We start from the raw sequence: 25,950 nt of genomic DNA, 5'->3' as shown, positions 1-25,950 counted from the left end.
GCGGCTGCTTCAGTCGATCCGCAGCCTGAGGCTTCCTGTTCGGTCCAGCCTCTATCAAGACAAAATAATAGCACTGTCAATCTGCGTAAATACGTTGCTCTGCATTTGCTTGCCATCCATCGCTGTTACGACGGTACGCGTCGGAACATTCACGATCATCGCAATATCCTTGAATACAATGAGCGAATCTTTTGCACCTTTGGAAGCAGCATCGTCGACGGCTCTCATAATTTGAGTCAACGATTCAGGCTGCAGCTGGATGCCTCTTTGCTCCATACGCATTTCGGCATGATGGCTGAACTTCAGCACCTGCGATTCCAGCAAGTCGCGGAATTCGGTAGATGACGGGGCCTTGCCCTGCTGTCCCCTCGCAGCTTTGTCTAGCTGCAGCGGTGCTGTTCTTATCGGATACAGGTGGCCGATCTTCATGCTGTCGCTCATGGCGTTGCCTCCTCTTCCGAGCCGCCATCCGTAGAAGGTGGCTGAGGTTCGCTCTCCGAGATAGACAACAGATAATCCAGCGCAACTTCCTTGTCTCCGATTCTGGAATAGAGAATGCCGTCTTTCGATACAATGGATTCGACTTGGCCGCTAAGCGACTGTATCGCGCCTGCTTCGTCATACTCGTTCCACTGCACCCACTTGCCGATCAGACTGGATGCCGAGCCTATGCTATTACGCATTTGCGTCAAAGCCGTGTTCATATTCATCAGCTGCTCAACGGATGTGAATTGAGCCATCTGAGCGATAAATTCCTTGTCCTGCATAGGCTGCATCGGATCTTGGTTCCGAAGCTGCGCAACCAGTATCGAAAGGAATTGATCCTTGCCCAGCGTATCCGATGGTTCGCGATTAGCTGCCTTCTGCACATTGTTTTTATGGTAATCCGGCCAAACCAAGCCTGAAGAAACACTTCCTGACATTATGATTCACCTCCGATCACTGCTTCTCGAATAAGCCATTAAGCCATTTCATTAATAGCCCGTCCATAGCCCAATCCTTGAATCGCGGCTTGCTCGACCAGTTCGGATTCAAACGCGTTATCCGTTACATTCTCGTCTTCCCCAAAGCCGGAACGGTTGTCCGAGCCCTGCTTGCCTTGTTGACCTGGTCCGCCTTGTTGATGCGACAGTTCCATAGTTGCTGGACTTTGCGTCACCTCCAGCTTCTCAACGTTCAGGCCCTGCGCTTGCAAAGCTGCCCGCAATTGAGCCATCTGATTTTCCAGCATATCTTTGGCTTTTGCTGTGTCGGTCTGGAACATCGCGGTCAACACGCCATTCTGCATCGAAATGCGTACATCTACTTGTCCTAATTGCTCAGGGAACAGCTTAAGCTTGGCTTCTGACAACCCGTCTACGGAACGTATGTTGAACTTCTGAACAATCAGCCCATTCATCGTATCTGCAAAATTGTCAGCCAGCACAAACGCGGTAGGAGCAGCCGATCTTGCAAGAAGCGGCGCAAAGTCACGAACATTATGCGGACCAACAAGCGGCAATTGAACAGTAGCCGATTGATCTGCAGGAACGTTAGCTTGAGAGTCGGCTGGCGTCTGAACTGCCTGTCCCTCGCTCAACGCGGACATTACGGCCTGAAGAGCTGACGGATGTACGCTCTGCTGAGACAATCTCTGCAGGAGAGCACTCGCATCCTTAGAAGCAGCAGGCTGAGCGACAAGCCATGAAGGCAATGTATTAGCATCGGCCTTCGGAGATCCGTTCTCTTTGCCTGATTCATCCGTCACTAGAGCCGCAGACAAAGCTTGCAGCTGGTTGGCGATGAGCGCAAGCGGCTCTTGCCCTTGAATTTGCTTCAACGAGCCTTGCTGCAGCAGCGTTTGCAATTGAATCAGACCAACCTGCATGCTTGCTTTTGTCTGTTCAAGCGCTTGAGCATTCTGAGCCATGCCGCCCGACTGTTCCGTATCCCATGCACTAGTCGAGGTGCGAGGGGTTGGAATTCCGAGCAAGGCAAGCAAAGCCTGGAGCGCGTACAACATCGATTGCAGTTGATCCTGCATGCTGCCCGGATCCGCATCCACATTCTCCGTTGCGGCATCCAGCTTGTCCATCAATCCGTCGATCAGTGACATCAAGTCTTCCGTTGAAACAGCTGCTTCAGCTGCATTCAGAGATACGATCGCATTCTGAGACGTAATGACGCCAAGCAAACCCGGTTGCTGAGCTGATCCGCCTGATGAAGTCGACTCACTGACGATTTGTTGAACAAGGGCTTGCTTGAAGCTGCCCTCCGCTCCTGTGCCTGTTTTCGTCGCTGACGTTCCGCTGATCGCGGAAGCCTGTCCTGTAACTGCCATGCCTGGAATGATCATTTCCATATGTATTCACCTCCTTTCCCGTGCAATAGTGTCTGGAAGGAGCTAGCTACATCTATGTGCCGGACATCAGCTTCGTCATAATATTCGCTGTCGCTGTTTTATCCGCCTTGGACATTTCAGTCAGTATCGCGGACCGAGCCGCATCTTCTACCGAGTTCAAAATCCGAATCACTTTGCTTGGGCTGATCTCCATCATTTTGATGAGCATTTCCCCTGCGCTTTTCGCATCCATCGATGTAAAGGTTGCATTAAGCTGTTCCTGATTAAGCGTAGCGGATACCGGCTTCTCTTCCGCCTTCTCTGTCTTATCCAGACGGGATTGCAATGCGGCAATCTGCATGTCCTTCGCATTTTGGCTGTCCTTCAGCTTAATGGTTGCTTCAGCCGCAATACGCGGATCCATCTTCTCCATTATGCGAACCCGATCATCCGGTCTCATGGAGGAGAACAGCAATACGATCTCATCCGTCGTCATGTTCTGTACGATAGGAGCGGCCTTGCTTGGCGTCATTTTGGAGAACATGCTGGCAAGTTCCGTAATCTTAGCCGTATATTCTTCATCCTCCAACCGTTTGTCCTCGCTCTGCTGCTTCAGCAGCGCATTCTCTGCCTGCAGATCCTCAACCGCATCGGACTGAGCGCCTTTCTCTCCGTTGGCAACAGCCAATTCCTGCTTGACGGAGGCCAGCTCCGTCTCAAGCTCTTCGATCTTCTCCATCATTTTAATGGAGCGGATCTGGCTGTCATCCATAGAACTGCCGGTTACCTTAGGTTCAGGCAGCACATTTTTGACAACTGGAATCGATTGCCCGAATTGAAGCGCCCGATTGCGGAAGTCCGAATCGAACATCGCATAAAGCACGCCAAGCAGTACGATGACAAACAGGATAGGTATTAACATGAACATTAACCGCTCAAATGCGTTATAGCCTTGTTTTTCAACTTCTGTATCCGCCAATTCCACTCACTCCTCTAGCCGGTGTTACGCTTCACTTATGGGGTTGGCATGATAAACCGGACAGTTGCCATTTCATCCAACTCGTTCTGCTCCTTGAGCTGCAGCGCTTGCCGGAACCGATCCATGGCATGATCTTTTGCCTTGAGCCACACTTTTTCATCTTTCATTCTGTCTGCCAGCTTGGAGCGGTTCTGCTCAACGACCCTCTCTGCCTTCTTCACATCCAGCAGCTTGCTCTCAATACAAGTCTGCAAGTAATCCAGATATTGTCCGATGATCTGCAATTCCGCAAGCGGCACAGCACGTTGCGAAGCGGCTTGAAGCTTCTCTTCCCATTCAAGCCTCGTCTCCCGAAGCTCATGCAGCGACTTTTCCTCTGCCGACAGGGCACCCAGCGCGCTTGATAACAGCCATTCCTGCTGGGTTTTTTGGCTGGTTTTCAGATCAACGACCTTTTGAAATGAATATTGAAAGGAAGCCACCTATGACTCAACTCCTGTGAAATTCGTTCACCAATCGTTCCTGCGATTCGCCAAGCGTTACTTTTTCATTCGTCTTTTGTCTCGTAAAGGAATGAATGGCATCAATATATTCGAGGGCAAGATCAATTTCCTTGTTGGATCCTTGCTGATACGCCCCGATATTGATCAGGTCTTCCGAATCTTTATAAATAGAAAGAAGTCGTTTCAAATCATTAGCCGCATCCTGCTGCTCCTCGGTCACAATTTCCTTCATGACGCGGCTGACGGATGCCAGTACATCGATTGCCGGAAAATGCCCCTTATGCGCCAAGTGGCGGCTGAGCACAATGTGCCCGTCCAGAATTCCCCGCACGGCATCGGCAATCGGCTCGTTCATATCATCGCCGTCCACCAGAACTGTGTAAAATGCGGTGATCGAGCCTGTCGGTCCAGTCCCAGCGCGTTCCAGCAGCTTGGGCAGTGCAGCGAATACAGACGGCGTATAGCCTCTTGTAGCGGGAGGTTCGCCGATGGCGAGTCCGACTTCACGCAGAGCCATCGCATAACGCGTAACGGAATCCATCATCAGCATGACATTCAGACCGCGATCGCGGAAGTACTCCGCAATGGTCGTTGCGATTAACGCGCCCTTCATCCGAATCAGCGCCGGCTGGTCGGAGGTGGCGACGATTACTACGGATCGGGCTAAGCCCTCCGGACCCAAATCCTTTTCGATGAACTCCAGTACCTCGCGGCCGCGTTCGCCAATGAGTGCAATTACATTCACATCTGCTGATGTATTTCTGGCGATCATCCCAAGCAGCGTACTCTTGCCGACACCGGATCCGGCGAATATGCCGACCCGCTGGCCCTGTCCTACCGTCAACAAACCGTCTATGGCTCTTACGCCGATGCTTAACGGCTCCGTTACCCGCGGACGGCTGAGCGGATTGCTTGGCTCATTGTGTGTGGAATAGTGATGCATCCGGCTAGGCAAATACGAACCGTCAAGCGGATTGCCGAGTCCGTCCAGCACTTTGCCCAGCAGCTCTGAGCCAACCTGAATGGTCAGGGGTTTCCCTGTTCCGACAACATCGCAGCCCGGACTGATCGAATGCAGATCGCCAAGCGGCATCAGAATAACCTTGTTGTCCCGGAAGCCAACCACTTCCGCTTTCAGAGGTTTAGCGCTTTTCGACGGATAGATATAGCACAGATCGCCTATGCTTGCGTCCGGCCCTTCCGATTCGACGGTTAGTCCGATCACCTGCGTCACCTTGCCATTCACGCGAACCGGATCAAGCGGTCTAAGGTGTTCAAGATATTTCAGGGCGTCCAGATTACTCGCGTTCATCCGCATGTCCTCTTTCTGCATCATTCTGATGGGCAAGCGAGATCAGCTCGCGTTTAATCTCTGACAATTGGGTATCAATTCTTGCGTCAATGCTGCCATAAGCGGAGCGTATGACACAGCCGTTATCCTTAACCGATGAATCCGGCAAAATCTGCAGCTCGGCTTGAGAATCGATCGATGCATGCAGCTCTTCCCGGGCAGCCTGCACGAATGTCAGCTGCGATGGTGCTACGCATAGCGTAATGACACCTTGCTCCCGTCTGCGGGATAATGAGCGGCGAATCATCTCAATCGTTACATCCGGTGTGAGCGATAGCTGCTGTCCGATAATTTTTTCGGCAATCGCGCAGCTCAGCTGTACCAAAAACGGCTCGGCTTCCTGGATAATTTGTTCTCGTGAAGCGTAGGCGTGCTTCAGCACATCAGCAGCTTCTATAATTTTGGACTCCCAACTCTCGCGCAGTTGCGCTTCGGATGTCGCCTTACCTTCGGCGAAGCCTTGCTCATAGCCGGATGTTCGGGCTTCTGCAGAGGCAAGCTCATCTGCCTCCCGTTTTTCAAGCCACCATACATCGATCTGAGCTTGCGCATCCGCAAGCATCTTCTCGCATTCCTGGGCTGTATCGCGCAGTCGGTTTTCGGCAAAGATTTCGGCATCCGCTAGAATTTGATCCCGGAGCGCCACCGTTTCTTCGTCAGGACCCGGCTCCGCAAGCGGCTCCATATCCAAATCCATACGCTCAGGCACTTGATAAGGATTAGCCCATTTCAGCTCTTTCAGCTGATCCAACGGAATGACACTGGAGGATTTAATCAAATTAGACAATGATATCATCTCCTCCGCCACGTGCGATGATGATTTCACCCGATTCCTCTAACCTGCGAATCGTAGCCACGATTCTGGTTTGGGCTTCTTCCACGTCACGCAGCCGCACAGGACCCATGAATTCCATTTCTTCCTTGAAGGTTTCGGCCATACGCTTGGACATATTGCGGAAGATCGCTTCGCGAACTTCTTCGCTTGCCACCTTAAGCGCAAGCTGCAAATCCGCATTTTCGATATCCCGGATGATGCGCTGGATGGAACGGTTGTCGATATTGACGATATCCTCGAATACGAACATCCGTTTTTTGATTTCTTCGGCCAGCTCCGGATCTTGAATCTCAAGAGCATCGAGAATGGTCCGTTCCGTACCGCGGTCTACGCCGTTCAAAATCTGTACGATTGAATCAATGCCGCCGGCATTCGTGTAATCCTGCGTAACCGTAGCGGACAGCTTTTGCTCCAGCACTCGCTCCACTTGAGAAATAACTTCCGGTGATGTGCTGTCCATTAGCGCGATCCTTCTTGCAACATCCGCCTGCTTGTCTTGCGGCAAGGAGGATAATATTTGCGAAGACTGGTCGGATTGCAGATACGATAACACGAGTGCGATCGTTTGCGAGTTTTCATTTTGGATAAAGTTCAGAATTTGAGTCGGCTCCGCTTTTCTAGCGAAGTCAAACGGCCGGACTTGAAGCGTTGCTGTCAGGCGATTAATGACTTCCAGTGCTTTCGCTTCGCCAAGGGCCTTCTCCAATATATCTTTGGCATACGAAATGCCGCCTTGCGATATATATTCCTGCGCCAGACAGATCTGGTGGAATTCACTTAAGATCATCTCTCGATCCTGGCCGTCGACCTTCCGTACGTTCGCAATTTCAAGAGTAAGCTGTTCGATTTCTTCATCTCGCAGATGCTTGAAAATTTGCGCCGACACTTCAGGACCTAGAGTAATTAACAAGATTGCCGCCTTCTGGCGTCCCGATAAGCCTTGCGTCGCTTTAGACAATTACAGCACCTCTATTCATCCACAAGCCAGGTGCGAAGAAGGTTGACGAATTCGTCAGGCTTGCGTTTGGCGAGTGTTTCAAGATTTTTACGTGCTTGGCTGTCGTTGTTGACACTCTCAAGATCAAGTGTCGGATACTCCACTTTCGAAGGAGCAGCAGCCATTTCCACTTCCTCAACCTGCGCCTGTTTCCGTCTGCGCGTGAGCATTACGACGAGTCCGCCGATAATCGCCAGCGCAGCAACGCCGATGCCGATTGCCCATGGCAGAGACAGACCGCTTGTTTGAGTTGCTGTTACACTTTCCGCAAAATTTCTTGCGATAAGCGAAACTTTTTTGTTCATCAGAACGTCATCATTAACATCCTGACCAGAATCAGCTAGCTGCGATCGAACCAAAGTCGTCAAGTAGTTGGTAATGGCCGCTCTGGAATCCTCATCATTAAGCTGAGCTGCTTCGACACCAATACTAATGGACAAGTCCTTTAGGACAAAAGGCCCTGATTCGATGCTGTTATTGATCCGGTCAAATTCATAATTCCGGACTTGCGAATTTGTTTCCGACGAATTGCTGCCTTGTCCGGCCGCTTCATAACCCGGGATATCTGTTTCACCTGTTCCGGCTACTCCGCCCGCCTGCGCGGATGACCCCGTCGAAGATGTGCTGTTCAACTCTTCACTTAGGACAATGCCGTTGTTGTTATTGTTTTGCAGGGGTCTAACCAGACTCTCCTGCGTCAGCTTCTTGTCAAAGTTCATGCTGCTGGAGATGCTGACCACCAAATTGTCGCTGCCTACAATAGGACCCAGGAACTGCTGGATATTTTTCTTGAGGTCCGATTCATACTTGCTTTGAATCTGGAACTGCAATTCAACAAGATCCGTGCTCCCTGTTCCTACTCCTCCCGCCTCGGAGGATACCAGTTCGCCATGCTGCTTGGAAGATATCGTAATATCCTTAATCGCCAGATCAGCCACTGTGGCTCTTACCAGGTTGTAATAGCCGTCGATTTCTTTTTGATTCGGTCTGTAGCCCGGCTTGAATTGCATGACAATCGCAGCCGATGCTTTGGTTGCATCTTCCGGTCTTAGAAATACACTTTCCTCCGGCGAGTTGATCAGAACCTTGGAGCTTTCCACTCCTTGCAATCCATTAAGCAATTTCTGAACTTCGCCATTTAGCGCATTCTGGTATAGCACGTTGAATTCATTTTCCGTAGTACCAAGCTTGGACGAATTAGAGCTGAAAATCTCAAATCCGATAGAGCCGTTCTGCACCAAGCCTTGAGAACCAGCATCCACTTTCACTCGGGATGCCACGTTGCTTGGAACCATAATGCTTGTGCCATTGGCCTCAAGCTTATAAGGAATTCCGCTAGCGTCCAGATAACTCATGACCGCTGCAGAATCAGTCGCATCCAGATTTTGGAACGCGAGCTCATATTCCGTTCTAGTGAACACAATTGTCAGCAGGATGACCGCCAACAACAATCCGCTAATAGATGCCCCCAACCATATTTTTTGTTTTCTGCCCATCTGGCTCCAGAATAGCTTGAGCCGTTCGCGATATTGGGCGAATCTCTCGTTCACATTGTCACCTCACCCAAATACTTTGCTAGGAAAAAAGTACGATTAAATTTGCATCCGCATGATTTCTTGATATGCCTCAACAACCTTGTTGCGGACTTGTGAGGTAAACTGCAAACTGAGATGCGCTTGCTCTGCCGCCAGAAGCACCTGCGTCACATCGACCTGACCGACCAAATATTGATCATTTAGTTTATGGACATTTTTCTCCTGAGCGCTGACGTTTTCAAGCGCCGTCTGTAAGTATTGGCCAAAGCTTTGTGTCAACTCAGCCGGAGTCGCTTGCTCAATCGGCTTGGTCTGTACCATCTTAGCTGGGGCCACCGGGCCCAATGACATCGATTGAATCATTATTTTCCCTCCGGGTCTTCTACGTATTAAGCTCGACCGATCTCGAGCGCCTTCATGAACATCGACTTTGTGGCGTTGATCGCTGTGACGTTCGCCTCATAGGCTCTCGATGCTGCAATCATATCCACCATTTCCTTTGCTACATCAACGTTTGGCATATGTACATAACCATTTTCATCTGCATCGGGGTGAGTTGGATTGAATACCAGCTTGTTTGGCGACTGGTCTTCTTGAATACGGCTTACTTTTACTCCTTGCGCCGTTCCATTGCGGCCCATCTCATTGGCAAGGACATTCGAAAACGATTGACCATTCGGTTCCAGCACGACCAGCTTTCTCTTATACGGTTCAAACTTTCCGTTAACGAAACTACCGCGAGTCGTCTCGGCATTGGCAATGTTGGAGGAAATGACATCCATCCGCATACGCTGCGCCGTTAGCGCCGATGCGCTTATATCAAATCCCGTTGACAATTTCATCGTCTAGCCCCTCCCTTCTATTGCGGTACGCATCATTTTCAGATCATGATTAATTTGCTGGGTATACATGTAATAGCTTAGTTGGTTCTTGGCAAGTAGCGACATTTCACGATCAGGATCGACATTGTTCTTATTGTTGTTCATGGCAGTCGATTCATCAGTTACGACCTCGGCAACAGGCAGTCTCGATGCGTTCGAGCCAATAGGAATATGTCTGCTGTCACTGCTTCGACCAGCCAATTTTCTCTCTGGCCCCATCGTTTCCTCTAGCAACTGCTCGAATACTAGCTCTGATCTTTTGAAATGCGGCGTCTCGGCGTTAGCAATATTGTTCGAGATGACGCGCTGCCTAGCTTCTGCAGCGTAGGCCGCAGCCTCCATCCGTTGAAATGCTGCGCCATTCAACAATTTCATGTAGTTTCACCACTTTCGCTATAGAAATCTTACGTTACCTATTCAACAGAATAATCTTCATTCCTTCTTCATTCGACATAAAAACATTAAAAAAATGAGATAAATCTGTCGATTTGTGCTGACACGATTATCTTCATCAATTACCTAAATTATTACAATAAGAAAATAGCCCTATCTTTGTATAAAAGATAGGGCTTGCATGGTTAAATCGGACTAGGTCCTATGATTTTATCTTTTCGAGCTCTTGGAGCAACTGATGGTTCAAAATTCGGATATAGGTCCCCTTCATACCGAGCGATCTTGTCTCGATGACACCCGCACTCTCCAGCTTGCGCAGCGCATTAACGATTACGGAACGCGTTATGCCAACACGGTCGGCAATCTTGGAAGCGACCAGGAGACCTTCCTTCCCATCCAGTTCCTCAAAGATATGCTCTACGGCCTCAAGCTCGCTGAAGGACAATGATCCTACCGCTACAGAGACGACGGCGCGGCTGCGAACTTCCTGTTCGATCTCTTCGGCGCGCTCGCGCAAAATCTCCATTCCGACAATCGTTGAGCCATATTCGGCCAGCACCAAGTCATCGTCATTAAATGAACCTGACGGCCTAGTCAGCACAAGCGTGCCAAGACGGTCACCGCCACCGATAATTGGAACAACAGTCATCACTTCCTGGTCGCCCAAGCGTGTCAGCGACTGGAACATGTCCGGATCAGGCTTGACATTGGTCATCGATTCGCCTGTCTCCAGGAACCCTGCATTCGTCTCTGGCGAGAAGCGAAGCTCGTCCCCTGTAAGATTGCGGATGAAATCATGGTCATACACGTCAACGGCTGCAGAACCCAAAATTTTGCCTTTGCGGCTAACAACGAATACGTTGCTTTGCACCGTGGAGCATAGCACCTCAGCCATTTCCCTGAAGCTGAGAGCTTTGCCGGCCGCTCGTTGGAGCAGCCGGTTCAGCGTTCTTGTCTTATTCAATAAACTCATTTCCAAATGCCTCCCAAAACTGTAACCACTACAATATATATTGACTCAGATCGCGATCCTTGGCAATGCTGCCTAGCTTCTCGCGTACATATTCCGGCGTAATTGTCATTTTTTCCAAAGAAAGCTCTGGTGCCTCAAAGGAAAGGTCCTCTAGCAGCTTCTCCAAAATCGTATGGAGCCTGCGTGCACCGATATTCTCCATATTGCGATTCACATCTGCCGCGATGGATGCCAGCTCGCGAATGGCTTCCGGCGAAAACTCTACCTCGATGCCTTCCGTTTCCAGCAAAGCCGTGTACTGCTTCGTCAGCGCGTTCTTCGGCTCAGTCAAAATGCTGATAAAATCATCCAGACTAAGGCTCGTCAGCTCGACCCGAATCGGAAAACGTCCTTGCAGCTCCGGAATGAGATCCGAAGGCTTGGCGATATGGAAGGCGCCAGCAGCTATGAATAGCACGTAGTCCGTTTTGACGGGACCGTACTTGGTCATGACCGTTGATCCCTCAACAATCGGCAGAATATCCCTCTGCACGCCTTCACGGGACACATCAGGGCCTGAACCGCGTGAAGGGCTGGCAATCTTGTCGATCTCATCGATAAAGATTATGCCGCTTTGCTCTGCGCGGATGATCGATTCCGAGATGACGTCATCCATGTCGATCAGCTTATTTGCTTCTTCCTGAATAAGCGCTTTTCGCGCTTCTTTTACAGGAAGCTTGCGTTTTTTAGGTTTTTTAGGCATCAGCTGCCCGAAGAGCTCCTGCATATTCATGCCCATGCCTTCGGGACCTTGGCCCGATAGCATATCAAGCATATTAGGAGATGTGTCCTCTACCTCAATCTCGATCATCTCATTCTCGAGATTGCCTGCCGCAAGCTGCTCCCGGATTTGATACCGTTTAGCTTGAAGAGAATGATCCTGTTCTTGATCCTTCTCTTCTTCCTTTTCTTCGCCTCCGCCGCCGAACAGCATTTCGAACGGATTTTTGTTCGACTTCGGCTTTGCCGCAGAAGGAGCAAGCAGCAGGACAATACGCTCGTTGGCAAGCTTTTCCGCTTTATCCTTGACGCCTTCTGTTTTTTCCGCCTTCACCATGCGAATCGCGATCTCCACCAAATCGCGGACCATCGACTCTACATCACGGCCGACATAGCCAACCTCCGTAAACTTGGTAGCCTCCAACTTAACGAATGGCGCCTTCACAAGTTTGGCCAGCCTGCGTGCGATTTCCGTCTTGCCCACGCCAGTTGGTCCGATCATCAGGATGTTTTTCGGCACAATCTCGTCCCGGATTGTCTCGTCCAGTTTGCTTCTCCGATAACGGTTCCGAAGCGCTACGGCAACGGAACGCTTCGCGTCCTTCTGGCCCACGATATATTTATCCAGCTCCGCGACGATCTGGCGCGGTGTCAGTGCGTCATTTCCCATTCTCCATCGCCTCCGCTTCTCTACTAGCCGATTTCTTCTACAATAATATTCGAATTCGTATACACGCATATCTCAGCCGCAATCTGCAGCGACGACTTCGCGATTTCTTTCGCCTCCATGCCAGGAGCATGACGCTTAAGCGCTCTGGCAGCCGACAGGGCAAACGTTCCGCCAGAGCCGATAGCCAGAATATCATCATCCGGCTCAATGATTTCCCCATTGCCTGAGATGAGCAAGAGGCCGCTCTTATCCATCACAAGCATCATCGCCTCCAGCTTGCGCAGGACGCGATCAGAACGCCAGTCCTTGGCCAGCTCGACAGCGGCACGCTGCAAATTGCCGTGATGCTCCTCCAGCTTCGCTTCGAACTTTTCAAACAAGGTGATGGCATCCGCTACTGAACCTGCGAATCCGGCAACTACCTGCCCCCGATACAGACGTCTAACTTTTTTCGCTGTATTTTTCATCACCATGCTATTGCCGAACGTTACTTGACCGTCGCCTGCAATAGCTCCTTTTCCTTCATGACGAACCGCACAGATCGTCGTCGCATGAAATTGCATTTCCATCGGCCAGGCCTCCTTCAAGTAATAAGAAATCATATTCGCCCTCATAGGAAGAGGAACATCTCTTACGGTATAAACCGTTGCAACCGGCGCATATGCTTAAGTTTTATGATTCAAGTTGTTGCAAAATACTTGTTTTGGGAACAAATCGCAGCCAGGTAGGCTGAACACCTCTATGTTACTGTACGGCGGCCGACGATAAATGTTCCTGTTTAAATTGCTCAATGCGCTCCAAAGCGCGGTTCGCTATCGCTTCATTCTTTTCTTTCTTGTTCTTGATCCGTTTCTCAAGCGGCGGGAACAAGCCGAAATTGGCATTCATCGGCTGGAAATGCTTGAAATCAGCCGTTGTAATGTAATGAGCCATGCTGCCAAGAGCCGTCTGCTCCGGCAATACAAGAGGTTCGAGCCCCTTCGCCACACGAGCGGCGTTCAGACCCGCGATCAGACCGGATGCAGCGGACTCGACGTACCCTTCCACGCCCGTCATTTGGCCGGCAAAAAAGAGTGTGTCCCTGTTTTGAGTCTGATAAGTCGGTTTCAGCAATTTTGGCGAATTGATGAACGTATTGCGGTGCATGACGCCATAGCGGACAAATTCCGCATTCTCGAGCCCTGGAATAAGCGAGAATACGCGCTTCTGCTCGCCCCACTTCAAGTGGGTTTGGAAGCCTACCATATTGTATAGCGTACCTGCCGCATTATCCTGACGCAGCTGGATAACCGCATGCGGAAGCTTCCCTGTATGCGGGTTGACCAGTCCCACAGGCTTCATCGGGCCAAACAAAGCGGTCTGCTTGCCTCTGCTCATCATAACCTCGATCGGCATACAGCCCTCGAAATAAATCTCTTTCTCGAATTCCTTAAGCTCTGCCTTCTCAGCCGTGATGATCGCTTCGTAGAACACGTTGAATTCTTCTTCGGTCATCGGGCAGTTCAAATAAGCGGCTTCGCCTTTGTCATATCTGGATGCCAAATAAACCTTGCTCATATCAATCGATTCTTTGTCGATAATCGGAGCTGCCGCATCATAGAAGTAGAAGTATTCTTCACCGAGCAAGCCTTGTATTTGCTTAGAAAGATCAGGCGCTGTAAGCGGACCCGTAGCAATAACCGTAATTCCGTCTTGCGGGATTTCCGTTACTTCTTCATTGCGCACTTCAATCAGCGGATGATTATGGAGCCTGTTCGTGATTTCACCGGAGAATCCGTCGCGGTCTACCGCAAGCGCCCCGCCTGCCGGCACCGCATGAAGATCGGCGCTGCTCAAGATAATGGAATTCAGCCTGCGCATTTCTTCCTTCAGTACGCCTACTGCATTGGCTAAGCCGTTAGCGCGAAGGCTGTTGCTGCATACCAGCTCAGCGAATTTATTCGTATGATGGGCCGGCGTCTGTCTCACCGGGCGCATTTCATATAAAGTAACGGGCACGCCTTGCGATGCGATCTGCCAAGCGGCTTCGCTTCCGGCTAGTCCTGCTCCGATTACGGTTACTTTCTGTGTCAATGGTGTTCATTCCTTTCCGTAGTTTAAACCCCAAGCCCCTAAAGGGATTTCGAACCCTCCCAAACCTTCCCTTCCAAGGGAGGGCCCCAAGGTGCTGCGCCCCTCTGGACACCCGCCAGAATAATGAGTATACCTGCAGAGAGGATTTGGTGAGACTGCCTGCGAAGAACGCTTAGCCCCTTCGGGTCAAGCTCCAGTTTGTGCGAACAAACCTTCAAACCCTTCGGGACTTGGGTTTTCTGATCTATTTTTTCGTAATAATCCATTCATTCATCGTAACTGCTTCTTCAGTGCGGGGTGCTATTTTTCATTTCATATATGAAATTTCAAAGCACAGACGATCGATTATACCACAATCGGGACGGCTGATCTAATTTAACATCAACTAGCGATTTATAAGTGCGTTTGATAGGTAAATAATGGACTCCTGTGCCAGAGCCGAGGAAGTCCTTCAAACAACATCATCCTCCCTGATGAAGGGAGGACGTGTGGTTACGTGTGTGCGATATGCAAGTCAGCGCCGAGCCATTATACAGGCCCTACGCTTCTTCTTCCTGATCCTCATCCTGCACTTCCTCCGAATAATCGCAGGAAACGCATTGCAGCTTCACGCCGCTGCGGTTTCGCTTCTCGACCAGCATAGCCTCGCAATTCGGGCATGGCTTGCCGGTCGGCTTATCCCAGGATACATAATCGCAGCCCGGATACTGATCGCAGCCGTAGAAGATACGTCCTTTTTTGCTGCGCCGCTCGATAATATGGCCTTCGCCGCATTTCGGACAAGCGACACCAATATCTTTGACGATCGGCTTCGTATTGCGGCATTCCGGAAAGCCCGAGCATGCAAGAAACTTGCCGAAGCGTCCCATCTTATACACCAGGTGTCTGCCGCATTTCTCGCAGATCTCATCCGATACCTCATCCTGGATTTCAATTTCCTTCATCTCTTCTTCAGCAACTTCAAGCCGCTTCTCGAAGGAGTCGTAGAAATTGGCAAGTACCTTTACCCAATCTTCCGTTCCTTCCTCGACATGGTCGAGGTTGCCTTCCATGTTAGCCGTGAATTCTGCATCCAGAATCTCGGGGAAAAATTCCTCCATCAGCTGAATGACCAGATCGCCAAGCTCTGTCGGCATAAACTTCTTCTCTTCAATTGCCACATATCCGCGCTTCTGGATGGTCTCCAGCGTCGGTGCGTAAGTACTTGGACGGCCAATGCCCAGCTCCTCAAGCGTTCGGACGAGCCTTGCCTCCGAATATCTTGGAGGCGGCTGCGTGAAGTGCTGCTTGGGATCGATGCTGTCTGACTGGATAACGTCTCCAGCAGCAAGCTGCGGCAAAAACTTGTATTCTTCAACCGTGCCGTCATCGTTGCCTTCTACGTACACCTTCATAAAACCAGCGAATTTCACCTTGGAGCCGGTAGCCCGGAATACCGTCTTGCCGGATTTCAGATCGACAGTCATCGTATCGAGAACAGCGGAGGACATTTGACTGGAAACAAAACGCTCCCATACCAGCTTATACAATCGGAATTGATCTCTTGATAGAAACGGCTTCATCGTCTCCGGATCGCGATGGATCGATGTTGGTCGGATCGCTTCATGCGCGTCTTGGGCATTGCTGTTCTTCTTGGTGTAAACCCGCGGCTGCTCCGGAAAGTAATCTGGCCCGTATTTCTCAATAATGAATTCTTTTGCTTCTTCTTGGGCTACAGGCGAAATTCGGGTCGAATCCGTTCTCATATACGTAATAAGACCTACTGTCCCTTCTTTCCCCAGCTCGACACCCTCATACAGCTGCTGAGCTACGGACATCGTCTTCGAGGCGCGGAAACCGATCTTGCGTGCCGCTTCCTGCTGAAGCGAGCTTGTAATAAACGGAGGAGCCGGATTGCGAAGGCGCTCCTTCTCTTTCACTTCGGCAACCGTGAACGGACTGCCGCCCATAGCCTGCAGCACTTCCTGTACATCCGCCTCTTTGCCAAGCTCCCGCTTCTCGCCAAGGATAGAATGATACTTTGCATCGAATGCAACGCCGCCATGATTAAGTTTTGCCGTAATCGACCAGTATTCTTCCGGCACGAACGCGTCAATCTCATTTTCACGGTCAATAATAAGCTTCACCGCAACGGATTGCACTCGTCCAGCGGAAAGCCCTTTTTTGACTTTCTTCCATAATAAAGGACTGATCTTGTAGCCTACGAGACGATCCAATATCCGTCTTGCCTGCTGAGCATTAACCAAATCCATATTGATTTTCCGCGGATTCTTGAATGCATCCTTAACGGCTTGTTTTGTTATCTCATTAAATACAACGCGGCAAGTATCTTTTTCGTTCAGCTCCAGGTAGTGGGCCAAATGCCAGGCTATCGCTTCTCCCTCGCGATCAGGGTCAGCTGCAAGAAATACGTTTTTCACTTTTTTACTGGCATCCTTCAATTCTTTCAGCACGCTGCCCTTGCCGCGAATCGTAATGTATTTCGGATTGAAATCATTTTCGACCTCGACGCCGATCTGGCTCTTAGGCAAATCCCTGATATGACCCATGGACGCTTTTACAATATATTTGCTGCCCAGATACTTTCCAATCGTTTTGGCTTTGGCCGGTGATTCGACAATGACTAATGAATCTGCCATGCGAGGTGCCTCCTCTCTCTACGACAAGTTACAATGCTATATATATGGAACCGGGCTGAAGCTCGATTTTCCGTTTTATACATAAATTTAGCAGAAGTGCGTTCAAATGTCCAAACGGAATAGCGGACAGCTCGTGCAATTCATTAATGGAAAGGGGCTGATCCTGCAAAAACGCAATCAATTTGCGCTCCTCCGGTTCAAGCGGTTCCGACTTCAGGTTAGCTGAATCATGCGCGCTGCTGCCCGCATATGGACTTGCCTGGTCGAGCAGCCAAGGTAGCTCGTCAAATAACTGCGGCGTCTCGCTTAACAATCGAGCTTTCCCCACGCGTATAAGCTCGTTTGGCCCATCGCTTTTTGGAGAAGTAATTTGTCCCGGTACTGCGAAAAGCTCGCGATCCATCTGAAGCGCGTGGCTGGCTGTAATCAGCGAGCCGCTTTTGCGGGCGCCTTCGACGACAATGGTTGCTCGGCTGAGCGCCGCTATAATTCGATTGCGCTGATGAAATTGGCCGGGATGGAGCTTCGTGCCGATCGGCGTCTCCGATATAAGCAGCCCTCTTTCTGCGATCCGCCGGAATAAAGATGCGTTCTCTGCTGGATAGCAGGTATCTATTGGCGTAGGCAGCACGGCAATTGTGCCTCCTGGGCCCTCCATTGCCGCTTCATGGGCTTTGGAGTCAATCCCCCGAGCAAGACCACTCACAACTGTAACCCCCGCCTCAGAGAGCTCCTGGGCGATAGCAGACGCCATATGTCTGCCGTAGGCTGTCGGCACTCGCGTACCAACCATTGCAACAGCAGGACGCTCCAGCAGCTCCACTCGCCCCTTGGCGTAGAGCACCCAAGGCGGCTGCGCGATCTCCAGCAGTACGGCGGGATATTCTTCGTCGAATGGCGTAAGCACCGAGATATCATCAGCATCCTCATTTGAACGTCCCCCGGCCGCTTCCATCCAGGAAGCATCCCGGAAAAAACGCTCAGCCTTCGCTGCTTGTTCCTGCTTAAGACCGATGCCCAGCAGTTCTAGTTGTGTCCACGCTTGCTTGCGCCATAATTGATGACGCACCGCTTTCTCAACGGCATGCCAGCCGATTCCTGGCAGCTCATAAAAGGAAATAACCATTTTTCTGCGCAACATATGCTCAAGATCCATATAACCAGCCCTCATCTCTTTCGGGCCGGCCTGCATTCCTATCTATTGTGCGTTACGGAGCAGCAGAATGCAAGTCGGCCGCCAAATTTATAAGCCGTCTCAGGTCAGACGTCCATGCTTTCACGGCGTGAATCCGTGATTCTGTCAATGAAAAAACAATCATCTAGACAAAAAAAAAGCAACCTCCAGACACCGTACAAGGTGTCCAAAGGTTGCTTACCTTCATTTATATAATTATTTGCGAGTGATGCACTTTTCAAGCAAGCCTTGCTCTTCCAGAACGCTTACCAGCGTGGAGCCCATCTCGGACGGAGTTGGAGCTACTTTGATGCCGCAAGCTTCCAGCGTAGCGATTTTCTCAGCAGCTGTACCTTTGCCGCCGGAGATGATCGCGCCTGCATGTCCCATACGTTTGCCCGGAGGCGCCGTTGCGCCGCCGATGAAGCCTACAACCGGCTTCTTCATGTTCGCCTTGATCCACTCAGCTGCTTCTTCCTCAGCCGTGCCGCCGATCTCGCCGATCATAATTACCGCATAGGTGTCAGGGTCGTCGTTGAAGCGGCTCAGAATATCAATGAACTCAGAGCCCTTCACCGGGTCGCCGCCGATTCCGACAGCAGAAGATTGACCGATGCCGCGAGTCGTCAGTTGATGAACCGCCTCATAAGTCAGTGTTCCGGAGCGGGAAATGACACCTACATGGCCAACGGAGTGAATGTAGCCCGGCATGATGCCGATCTTGCATTCGCCTGGCGTAATAACGCCTGGGCAGTTCGGCCCGATCAGAACCGTCTTGCTGCCTTCCATGTAACGCTTTACTTTCACCATGTCCAGAACCGGAATGCCTTCTGTAATACAGATGACCAGATCCAGCTCAGCATCAACGGCTTCCATGATGGAATCAGCTGCGAATGCAGGCGGAACATAGATGACGGAAGCCGTAGCGCCCGTTGCGTTTTTGGCTTCCTCCACTGTATTGAATACCGGCAGGGAAACAACGGAGCCGTTCTCCAGCGTAATGTCAACGTTCGTGCCGCCTTTGCCAGGCGTTACGCCGCCTACCATTTGCGTGCCGTAGTCGAGAGCTCCCTTAGCATGGAACATGCCAGTTTTGCCTGTTATGCCTTGAGTGATGACCTTTGTATCCTTATTGACCAAAATACTCAACTTAACTCACATCCCCTGATTGAATTCGTATGCGTATCGTCAGCCGCAGGTTCAGCGGCTTTATTTTACGAGTGCGACAATTTTTTGCGCGCCGTCAGCCATAGAATCAGCTGCGACGATGTTCAGGCCGGATTCGTTCAGCAGCTTCTTGCCAAGCTCAACGTTCGTGCCTTCAAGGCGAACGACAAGCGGACGGTCAAGGCCAAGCTCTTTTGCAGCCGCAATAACGCCTTCCGCGATAACGTCGCATCTCATGATGCCGCCGAAAATGTTGACGAAAATACCTTTTACTTTCTCGTCAGACAGGATGATTTTGAAAGCTTCCGTAACTTTCTCTTTTGTAGCACCGCCCCCTACGTCCAGGAAGTTCGCCGGGTCGCCGCCATAGTATTTGATAATGTCCATTGTAGCCATAGCAAGGCCTGCGCCGTTAACCATACAGCCGATGTTGCCATCTAGCGCAATATAGCTAAGATCGTATTTGGACGCTTCGATTTCTTTTGCGTCTTCTTCTTCCAGATCGCGAAGCTCAAGAATTTCTTTTTGGCGATAGAGCGCATTGGAATCGAAGTTCAGCTTCGCGTCAAGCGCCATAACATTGCCATCGCCCGTTACAACAAGCGGATTGATCTCGGCGATCGAGCAGTCTTTCTCGATGAAAGCTGTGTATAGAGCCAGCATGAACTTCACTGCTTTGTTCACAAGCTCGCTTGGAATATTGATCGCGTAAGCCAGCTTGCGCGCTTGGAAAGCTTGCATGCCGACAGCCGGATCGATGACTTCTTTGAAAATTTTCTCAGGGGAATGCTCGGCTACTTCTTCAATCTCCGTGCCGCCCTCTTCGGAAGCCATCATCGTCACGCGGCCTGTGCCGCGATCCAGTACGACGCCAATATAGTATTCTTTCTTAATATCGCAGCCTTGCTCGATCAGAAGACGTTTTACTTCTTTGCCTTCCGGACCCGTTTGATGAGTCACAAGCACCTTGCCCAGGATTTCGCTCGCGTACGCGCGAACCTCGTCCAAGTTTTTGGCTACTTTAACGCCGCCCGCTTTACCGCGGCCGCCTGCGTGGATTTGCGCCTTCACGACAACCACCGGTGTTCCTAGCGCTTGTGCCGCTTCGACAGCTTCGTCAACGGAGAATGCGACTTTGCCCTCCGGCACGACTACACCATACTGTTTCAGCACCGCTTTGCCTTGATACTCATGGATATTCATTGTTGAAATCCTCCATTTCACAGACTCGAATCAGTCATATGTACACAAACCTTTATCATTGTAGCACTTTTCCTTGTCCAGTTCCTTAGTTTTTCCCTGAAAGCGCAAACTTTTTTGATATGGATATCATCTCAAAATGAGATCAAAGCCGACTTACGCCAACTAGTATGGCCTATTCGATGTCTTTTAATCGCAGGGCAGACTGTTATTGACAGCACTGTCCCATGCCGCTATGATAAGAATCAATCGAATGAAATGAGATACGTGAGGAAGCACCTTCGTGATGGACTTAACCGTCAATGGAGGTGCTTTTTATTGTTCAGCATCATGCACAGCGCTAGCGTAATCGGCGTGGAAGGCAAGAGCATTTCGGTAGAGGTCGATATTAGCAGCGGCTTGCCACAAGTGAGCGTGGTTGGACTCCCAGATCCCGCTGTCCGGGAATCGGTGGAGCGAGTCAGGGCCGCGCTGAAAAACAGCGGTTTCACGTTCCCGATGGACCGCATTACGGTCAACCTGGCTCCAGCCGATCTGCGGAAGGAAGGAACGGCCTTCGACCTGGCGATTGCAGCCGGCATTCTCGCAGCAAGCGGGCAGCTGGATTCCGGGCTCTTGGAGGGAGCCTTGCTAATCGGAGAATTGTCCCTGAACGGTGGCATCAAGCCGGTTACGGGCGTACTCGCGATGCTGGAGCAGGCCAAGCGGATGAGGATCAGACGTGTACTGCTTCCGATTGCCAATCGGAAGGAAGCCGCCTGGATATCCGGCATTCAAATTTTCGCCCTGTCCCACCTGCATGAGTTGAAGCCGAAGAGCGGCTATGCCACGTACTGGGATCAGTTCAATGACACCTCCGAGATGGACCATTCAATACCTGAATCCGATCCAGGCGAACAAAGTCCGGACCGCGAGGACTTCGCCGACATTATCGGCCAGCACCAGGCCAAGCGGGCTATGCTCATCGCCGCTGCAGGCAAGCATAACATCCTGCTGTGCGGTCCACCGGGTACCGGCAAGACCATGATGATCCGGCGGCTGCCGGGCATCCTGCCGCCCCTGACCGAGCAGGAAGCCTTGGAAGTAACCAAAATATACAGCGTTGCCGGCAAGCTGCCGGAAGGAACAAACGGATTAATAGACCGCCCTCCCTTCCGGGCGCCTCATCACAGCACCTCGTCCGGCGGTCTGATAGGCGGCGGCTCGATACCGAAGCCGGGCGAAGTCACGCTCGCGCATCGCGGCATCTTGTTTCTGGATGAGCTCCCTGAATTCCCTCGAATGGTGCTGGAACTGTTAAGACAGCCGCTTGAGGACCGGATCGTCTCGATCGCGAGAGCCAGAGCTACGGTCCGGTTCCCTGCCAACATCATGCTTGCCGCATCCTATAACCCGTGTCCATGCGGTTACTACGGGCATGATTATGGAGAAAAGCGATGCACCTGCAGCGCCCCGGCAATCGCGCGCTACCGTTCCAAGCTGTCCGGCCCGCTGCTCGACCGCCTCGACCTGCATATCGAAGTACCAAGGCCAGTCTCCTTCGAGAAGCCAGGGAATGAATCCGGTTGCTCAACTGCCGAGTTGAGAGGCAAAGTGGCTGCCGCGCGCTTCATCCAGCTGGAAAGGAACCGAAAGTGGGGCGCCATGACGAACGGCGAGCTTTTTGGCGAGGGATTGCGCAAGACGGCTATGCTGAAGCCGGACGCCCATAAGCTGCTGGAGAATGCATTTCAGATTCTGGGCATCAGCATGCGCGCCTATGACCGATTGCTCAAACTCGCAAGGACGATCGCCGATATCGAGAACAGCGATTCAGTTGAGGCCGAGCATGTGGCGGAAGCGATTCAATATCGGCGGATGGATGCTCGTATAACCTGACTATCATCCTCTTGCAGATCAGCAGGCTCAGTCGATTCAGAAAAGAATTTATATAGCCACAAAGCCGCATCATGAACCCGATAGAGAATGTTCCCCGGATCAGAATGCGGCTTCATAATGTCTATACTCGGCAATCGTATCATCAGCACCGATTGTAACGGCAATCACATCGAATCGCATGGCGGCCTCATGTCGGTTCGTCATTTGCATATACTTCTGCGCAAGCATTCGAACCTGCCTCTGCTTGCGGGGATCGACTGATTCCGCAGCCGTCCCGTATCTGCCGCTGCTGGCAGCGCTGCGCGACCTGACCTCGACAAAGACAATCCGCTCTCCGTCTTTGGCAACCAAGTCAAGCTCTCCCTGCCTCGTACGCCAATTGGCAGCCAGAATAGCATAACCCCCAAGCTCCAGGCGCCGCTTGGCCTCCGCCTCCCCGATCCGGCCTATTCGCTGGCGATTAGCGCTCATCGGTCATCTCCTTCGCTCTCCGGTCCGACTGATAGACAAAGGTCAATATCTCTGCAACCAAAGCATACAGCTCTGGCGGTATCTCTTGATCTACATCCAGCTTGGACAGCACTTCAACTAGCGACGAGTCCTCTTGAACCGGCACTCCGCTTTCCTTGGCCTTCTCCAGAATACGATCTGCTATTAGTCCTTGCCCTTTAGCCACAAGCACCGGAGCAGTCCGGTCGCCGCCAGGCTCATACTTAAGCGCTACAGCCTTCCGCATAGGCGCGGGCTTGTCCTTGCCTTCGTTCTCCGTGCTCATATCCGGTAATCCACTCCTTTGTATCGCGTGGAGGCGAATTGCGCAAGATCTGGCGGTGCCTGCTGTTTCTTATCCTTAGCCGCAATGGCCTGCTCCTCTCCTGCTTCCCGATTAGGCAGAGGAGTAGTGCGCAGCGACAGCAGCTGATACCCCGTGCCCTGGAGCCGCTCGGCAATATCGTTGCGCGAGCCCTCGATCAGATCCGCTATTGCAGGATGGTCATTCCATATGTTCAAGCTGACGATTTTGTCGGTTACGTTCACATCCACCAGCGTATCGCCTAGCGACGCCATGGAGAGATTGAACAGAAGGCGGCAATTATCCGCGTCCAGCTCCCCTCTTTTGCCGCGACGGGTCTGGATATGAACGGATGCTGTTGTTCCGCCTTCAGCATCTTTAAGCGGAATGAACATCGTCACATGGGTGAACACAGAGCTATTGCGCTCCGGCGTGAGCAAAAGCTGCTGTCCGGTAATCTGATGGATTAGCTGCTGAGCTGTCTCCTTGATCGCTGGCGGCATATCGCTTGCCTGCATAAGGGTGAGCAGTGCGTTTTTCAATGTCTCCGTCGGCACCGCGCTTGAAGGTGCTGCGGCTGCATGTTGGACAGGCTGCGATGACGCAGGGGTCTGATCTCCGCGACTCGCCGCATCCGTCATCGTTGCTTGAACCGACTGTAAACCCTGTTGAGGTTGCTGCGAAACAGGTTGCACCGAAGCCGCTTGTCCTCTTCCCGCTTCTGTGGCGCCCGCTTCCGCGCTTCTTGCCGATAGTGCAGCGGTATCGCTTCGCAGTCCCGCCATTGGCTGTTCCGTCCGCGCCGGGAGGGTAGCTGGCGCTTCTCCATCGACACCACCCGCCACAGACGCTGCCTGACCTGGAGCTGCGCTTTGAGGCTGTCCGCCAGCCGCTCCGGCTTGAGGACGCAAAACCCCCGTATCGGATGCAGCTTGCTTAGAGGCCTGCGCTGACCCCTGCTGCCCGCTGGCATCTACCGTGGTCGCCGCCTTCGCAAGCTGCAGCTCATGATCGACGCCAAGCCATTTCATCATGCCGCCAAGCCAGTTGGTGCCGGCAGCCGGTGCTGTAGACTGGGTTGCGGCTGCTTGTCCTGCAAGAGCCCCGCTCATCCCTCCGGCAGCGGCTTGCGCTGCACTCTGCCCGGTAACTTGCGCTGCACTCTGCGCTGCAGACTGGGAGGCATTCGGTGTCAGAGCTTGTGCAGCTTGCCCTGGAACAGCTGGCTGCGCAGGCGCAGCAGCCGGCTGACCTTGTCCTTGTGCGGCAGCGGCACCTGCCGAACTGCCGTTGCCGCTTGCGGCAAGTCCTCCACGCAATAACGCATCGCCTTGCATTAACAACGCGAGTACACGCGCTCCCGCATGCTGGGCCGCTCTCGCATCGCCGCCCGCCTCTGGCATGCCGGAGTCTGCAACAAACGCCCCCAGCTGCCGCTGCAGCGAATCCATCAGCTCATGCGGCGCCCTGCCGAACATGACCTGACCCATCGACGCAATCGTTGTTGCCGTCATGGGCAAGCCGCGTTTGAAAGCGGCGGCAGCGGCTGTCATCCACTGCTCCGTATCCATCCCTCGCGGCATTGCCGCCAGCGCCGCCTGGAATGCCAGCGCTGTGGTCCGATTGAACGGAAAGCCTTCTCTTCTTAGATCCTTGATAATATCCAGCGCCCAGCGCTGATCCGGAAGACCAAGCAGCTTGGCGTAATCGCGGAAGGTGTCGTCCAGCAGGCCGGATGCGCTTAGATCCACTGCCTTCAGCATTACAAGCGAACCATTCGAATCAGGCTGCACTTGAAGCATAGCCGACTGGCCCGCTGTCATTGGCATCTCCAGCTTGGCGCGAACTTGTACGCCATTTATTTGAATAAGCGCTTCATTATTTTCGAATGTCTGCACCACGACGCCTCTCACGACCTGGCCGACCTTTAATTCCATAGCGCGGGTCTCCCCGCTCACCGCATCTCCCAGCAATCCACGCATCATTTGACTGATATTCACTTTAATTCTCCTCCGCCCCGCGGCTTGCTTCCCACATTAAAGATATATGTAGTATATCGGTCTCCAGGCCCCATCCATGAAGGTCCTTTCAAGATTGAATGCACGGATGAGCCTGGCTCCATTTTAGACACAAAAAAACGCCTGGCACCAGCAATAGAACGAACAAGGCGTTCTTCGCCGAATAACAAGCGTTTCACTATTCTCATACCTCGCCAAGCAGCTTGCGCAAAAAGGTGCGCCGATGGAGAGGAGACGGACCGAGCTCAAGCAGCCGCTCCTGGTGCAGCTTCGTGGCATACCCTTTATGTATGGCAATTCCGTAATCGGGATACTGCTGCTCCCATTCTCCGGCACATAGCCGGTCACGCGTTACCTTAGCCATAATGGAGGCCGCCGCAATGGACTGGCTGGTCGCATCGCCCTTAATAATAGCTTGCTGCGGCAGCTCCAGATCAACCTTCTCCGCATCAACCAGCAAATATTGCGCCGGCACGCTCAGCGACTCTACCGCAAGCTTCATCGCCAGGCGGGCCGCCTGCTTAATATTAATCCGGTCCACCGTCTTGGCGTCGACATGCGCGACAGACCAGGCTACCGCATTCTCCGCAATGACATCATACAGGTATTCGCGCTTCTTCTCGGACAGCTTCTTGGAGTCGTTGATCCCGTCAATGACAAGACCAGGCGGCAGGATGACCGCTCCAGCGACCACATCGCCGAACAGGCATCCGCGCCCCACCTCATCGACACCCGCAATCCGAACGATCCCCTCATCCCAGACCGCACGTTCCAGTCCCAGCAAGTTTCTTTCCCCCGTTTCTCCCATGCCG

General features: G+C 52.0%; 25 protein-coding genes. 1 reads left to right on the top strand and 24 read right to left on the bottom strand.

All coding sequences use genetic code 11. The features are described 5' to 3' along the window. Window positions 1-54: 54 nt before the first annotated feature. The 20 genes from D3P07_RS16330 to sucC form a co-directional block, all read right to left on the bottom strand. On the bottom strand, window positions 55-441 hold the full coding sequence (locus D3P07_RS16330; protein WP_119801319.1) for a TIGR02530 family flagellar biosynthesis protein: 387 nt from the start codon (window positions 439-441) through the stop codon (window positions 55-57). Next, window positions 438-923 carry a flagellar hook capping FlgD N-terminal domain-containing protein gene (locus D3P07_RS16325; RefSeq protein ID WP_119801318.1) on the bottom strand — a complete coding sequence of 162 codons (486 nt, stop codon included), beginning with the start codon at window positions 921-923 and terminating at the stop codon, window positions 438-440. The genes D3P07_RS16330 and D3P07_RS16325 overlap by 4 nt, the downstream gene beginning before the upstream one ends. A gap of 38 nt (window positions 924-961) precedes the next feature. Further along, the gene (locus D3P07_RS16320; RefSeq protein WP_119801317.1) at window positions 962-2,341 is read right to left on the bottom strand and encodes a flagellar hook-length control protein FliK; all 1,380 of its coding nucleotides are present in this window, start codon (window positions 2,339-2,341) and stop codon (window positions 962-964) included. A gap of 52 nt (window positions 2,342-2,393) precedes the next feature. Continuing rightward, window positions 2,394-3,305: a magnesium transporter MgtE N-terminal domain-containing protein gene (locus D3P07_RS16315; protein WP_259391542.1), complete on the bottom strand. Its 912-nt coding sequence runs from the start codon at window positions 3,303-3,305 to the stop codon at window positions 2,394-2,396. Between the two features lie 29 nt (window positions 3,306-3,334). Further along, on the bottom strand, window positions 3,335-3,781 hold the full coding sequence (gene fliJ, locus D3P07_RS16310; RefSeq protein ID WP_119801315.1) for a flagellar export protein FliJ: 447 nt from the start codon (window positions 3,779-3,781) through the stop codon (window positions 3,335-3,337). A gap of 7 nt (window positions 3,782-3,788) precedes the next feature. After that, a complete protein-coding gene (fliI, locus tag D3P07_RS16305; protein ID WP_119801314.1) occupies window positions 3,789-5,114 on the bottom strand; it encodes a flagellar protein export ATPase FliI in 1,326 nt (441 codons plus the stop codon). After that, window positions 5,101-5,940 carry a FliH/SctL family protein gene (locus D3P07_RS16300; RefSeq protein ID WP_119801313.1) on the bottom strand — a complete coding sequence of 280 codons (840 nt, stop codon included), beginning with the start codon at window positions 5,938-5,940 and terminating at the stop codon, window positions 5,101-5,103. Before D3P07_RS16300 ends, fliI begins: the two co-directional genes overlap by 14 nt. Then, on the bottom strand, window positions 5,933-6,946 hold the full coding sequence (gene fliG, locus D3P07_RS16295) for a flagellar motor switch protein FliG (protein WP_119801312.1): 1,014 nt from the start codon (window positions 6,944-6,946) through the stop codon (window positions 5,933-5,935). The genes D3P07_RS16300 and fliG overlap by 8 nt, the downstream gene beginning before the upstream one ends. Window positions 6,947-6,957: 11 nt before the next feature. Then, window positions 6,958-8,535, bottom strand: a complete 1,578-nt coding sequence (gene fliF, locus D3P07_RS16290; protein WP_119801311.1) for a flagellar basal-body MS-ring/collar protein FliF — start codon at window positions 8,533-8,535, stop codon at window positions 6,958-6,960. A 42-nt stretch (window positions 8,536-8,577) separates the two neighbouring features. Further along, entirely contained in the window at window positions 8,578-8,883 is a 306-nt protein-coding gene (gene fliE / locus D3P07_RS16285; protein WP_119801310.1) for a flagellar hook-basal body complex protein FliE, read from the bottom strand. Between the two features lie 26 nt (window positions 8,884-8,909). Then, the gene (gene flgC / locus D3P07_RS16280; protein ID WP_119801309.1) at window positions 8,910-9,362 is read right to left on the bottom strand and encodes a flagellar basal body rod protein FlgC; all 453 of its coding nucleotides are present in this window, start codon (window positions 9,360-9,362) and stop codon (window positions 8,910-8,912) included. A 3-nt stretch (window positions 9,363-9,365) separates the two neighbouring features. Further along, window positions 9,366-9,776 carry a flagellar basal body rod protein FlgB gene (flgB, locus tag D3P07_RS16275; protein WP_119801308.1) on the bottom strand — a complete coding sequence of 137 codons (411 nt, stop codon included), beginning with the start codon at window positions 9,774-9,776 and terminating at the stop codon, window positions 9,366-9,368. Between the two features lie 220 nt (window positions 9,777-9,996). Further along, the gene (gene codY / locus D3P07_RS16270) at window positions 9,997-10,767 is read right to left on the bottom strand and encodes a GTP-sensing pleiotropic transcriptional regulator CodY (protein WP_119801307.1); all 771 of its coding nucleotides are present in this window, start codon (window positions 10,765-10,767) and stop codon (window positions 9,997-9,999) included. 28 nt (window positions 10,768-10,795) lie between these two features. After that, the gene (gene hslU, locus D3P07_RS16265; protein ID WP_119801306.1) at window positions 10,796-12,196 is read right to left on the bottom strand and encodes an ATP-dependent protease ATPase subunit HslU; all 1,401 of its coding nucleotides are present in this window, start codon (window positions 12,194-12,196) and stop codon (window positions 10,796-10,798) included. 23 nt (window positions 12,197-12,219) lie between these two features. Continuing rightward, a complete protein-coding gene (hslV, locus tag D3P07_RS16260; RefSeq protein WP_119801305.1) occupies window positions 12,220-12,765 on the bottom strand; it encodes an ATP-dependent protease subunit HslV in 546 nt (181 codons plus the stop codon). Window positions 12,766-12,940: 175 nt separating this feature from the next. Continuing rightward, window positions 12,941-14,269, bottom strand: coding sequence for an FADH(2)-oxidizing methylenetetrahydrofolate--tRNA-(uracil(54)-C(5))-methyltransferase TrmFO (gene trmFO, locus D3P07_RS16255; protein WP_119801304.1), 1,329 nt, complete (start codon window positions 14,267-14,269; stop codon window positions 12,941-12,943). Between the two features lie 539 nt (window positions 14,270-14,808). Next, window positions 14,809-16,908: a type I DNA topoisomerase gene (topA, locus tag D3P07_RS16245; protein ID WP_119801302.1), complete on the bottom strand. Its 2,100-nt coding sequence runs from the start codon at window positions 16,906-16,908 to the stop codon at window positions 14,809-14,811. A 28-nt stretch (window positions 16,909-16,936) separates the two neighbouring features. Continuing rightward, window positions 16,937-18,064: a DNA-processing protein DprA gene (gene dprA, locus D3P07_RS16240; protein WP_119801301.1), complete on the bottom strand. Its 1,128-nt coding sequence runs from the start codon at window positions 18,062-18,064 to the stop codon at window positions 16,937-16,939. A gap of 234 nt (window positions 18,065-18,298) precedes the next feature. Beyond that, window positions 18,299-19,231, bottom strand: a complete 933-nt coding sequence (gene sucD / locus D3P07_RS16235; RefSeq protein ID WP_119801300.1) for a succinate--CoA ligase subunit alpha — start codon at window positions 19,229-19,231, stop codon at window positions 18,299-18,301. Window positions 19,232-19,291: 60 nt separating this feature from the next. Further along, the gene (sucC, locus tag D3P07_RS16230; protein WP_119801299.1) at window positions 19,292-20,452 is read right to left on the bottom strand and encodes an ADP-forming succinate--CoA ligase subunit beta; all 1,161 of its coding nucleotides are present in this window, start codon (window positions 20,450-20,452) and stop codon (window positions 19,292-19,294) included. A gap of 315 nt (window positions 20,453-20,767) precedes the next feature. Here sucC and D3P07_RS16225 point away from each other — a divergent pair, with 315 nt between their 5' ends. Beyond that, on the top strand, window positions 20,768-22,327 hold the full coding sequence (locus tag D3P07_RS16225; protein WP_119801298.1) for a YifB family Mg chelatase-like AAA ATPase: 1,560 nt from the start codon (window positions 20,768-20,770) through the stop codon (window positions 22,325-22,327). Window positions 22,328-22,426: 99 nt separating this feature from the next. Here D3P07_RS16225 and D3P07_RS16220 read toward each other — a convergent pair whose 3' ends face one another. The 4 genes from D3P07_RS16220 to D3P07_RS16205 all read right to left on the bottom strand — a co-directional run bounded on the left by D3P07_RS16220 (window position 22,427) and on the right by D3P07_RS16205 (window position 25,946). Then, entirely contained in the window at window positions 22,427-22,798 is a 372-nt protein-coding gene (locus D3P07_RS16220) for a YraN family protein (protein WP_119801297.1), read from the bottom strand. Further along, complete coding sequence (locus tag D3P07_RS16215; RefSeq protein WP_119801296.1) at window positions 22,788-23,102, bottom strand: EscU/YscU/HrcU family type III secretion system export apparatus switch protein; 315 nt, start codon at window positions 23,100-23,102, stop codon at window positions 22,788-22,790. Before D3P07_RS16215 ends, D3P07_RS16220 begins: the two co-directional genes overlap by 11 nt. Next, window positions 23,099-25,120: a flagellar hook-length control protein FliK gene (locus D3P07_RS16210; RefSeq protein ID WP_119801295.1), complete on the bottom strand. Its 2,022-nt coding sequence runs from the start codon at window positions 25,118-25,120 to the stop codon at window positions 23,099-23,101. Before D3P07_RS16210 ends, D3P07_RS16215 begins: the two co-directional genes overlap by 4 nt. A 202-nt stretch (window positions 25,121-25,322) precedes the next feature. Further along, window positions 25,323-25,946 carry a ribonuclease HII gene (locus D3P07_RS16205; protein ID WP_119801294.1) on the bottom strand — a complete coding sequence of 208 codons (624 nt, stop codon included), beginning with the start codon at window positions 25,944-25,946 and terminating at the stop codon, window positions 25,323-25,325. Between the last annotated feature and the right edge of the window lie 4 nt (window positions 25,947-25,950).

Origin of the sequence: Paenibacillus sp. 1011MAR3C5 (assembly GCF_003591485.1) — a bacterium.
Classification (GTDB): domain Bacteria; phylum Bacillota; class Bacilli; order Paenibacillales; family Paenibacillaceae; genus Pristimantibacillus.
Note: the sequence above shows the minus strand (reverse complement) of the source record. Positions and strands in the feature narration are given on the sequence as shown.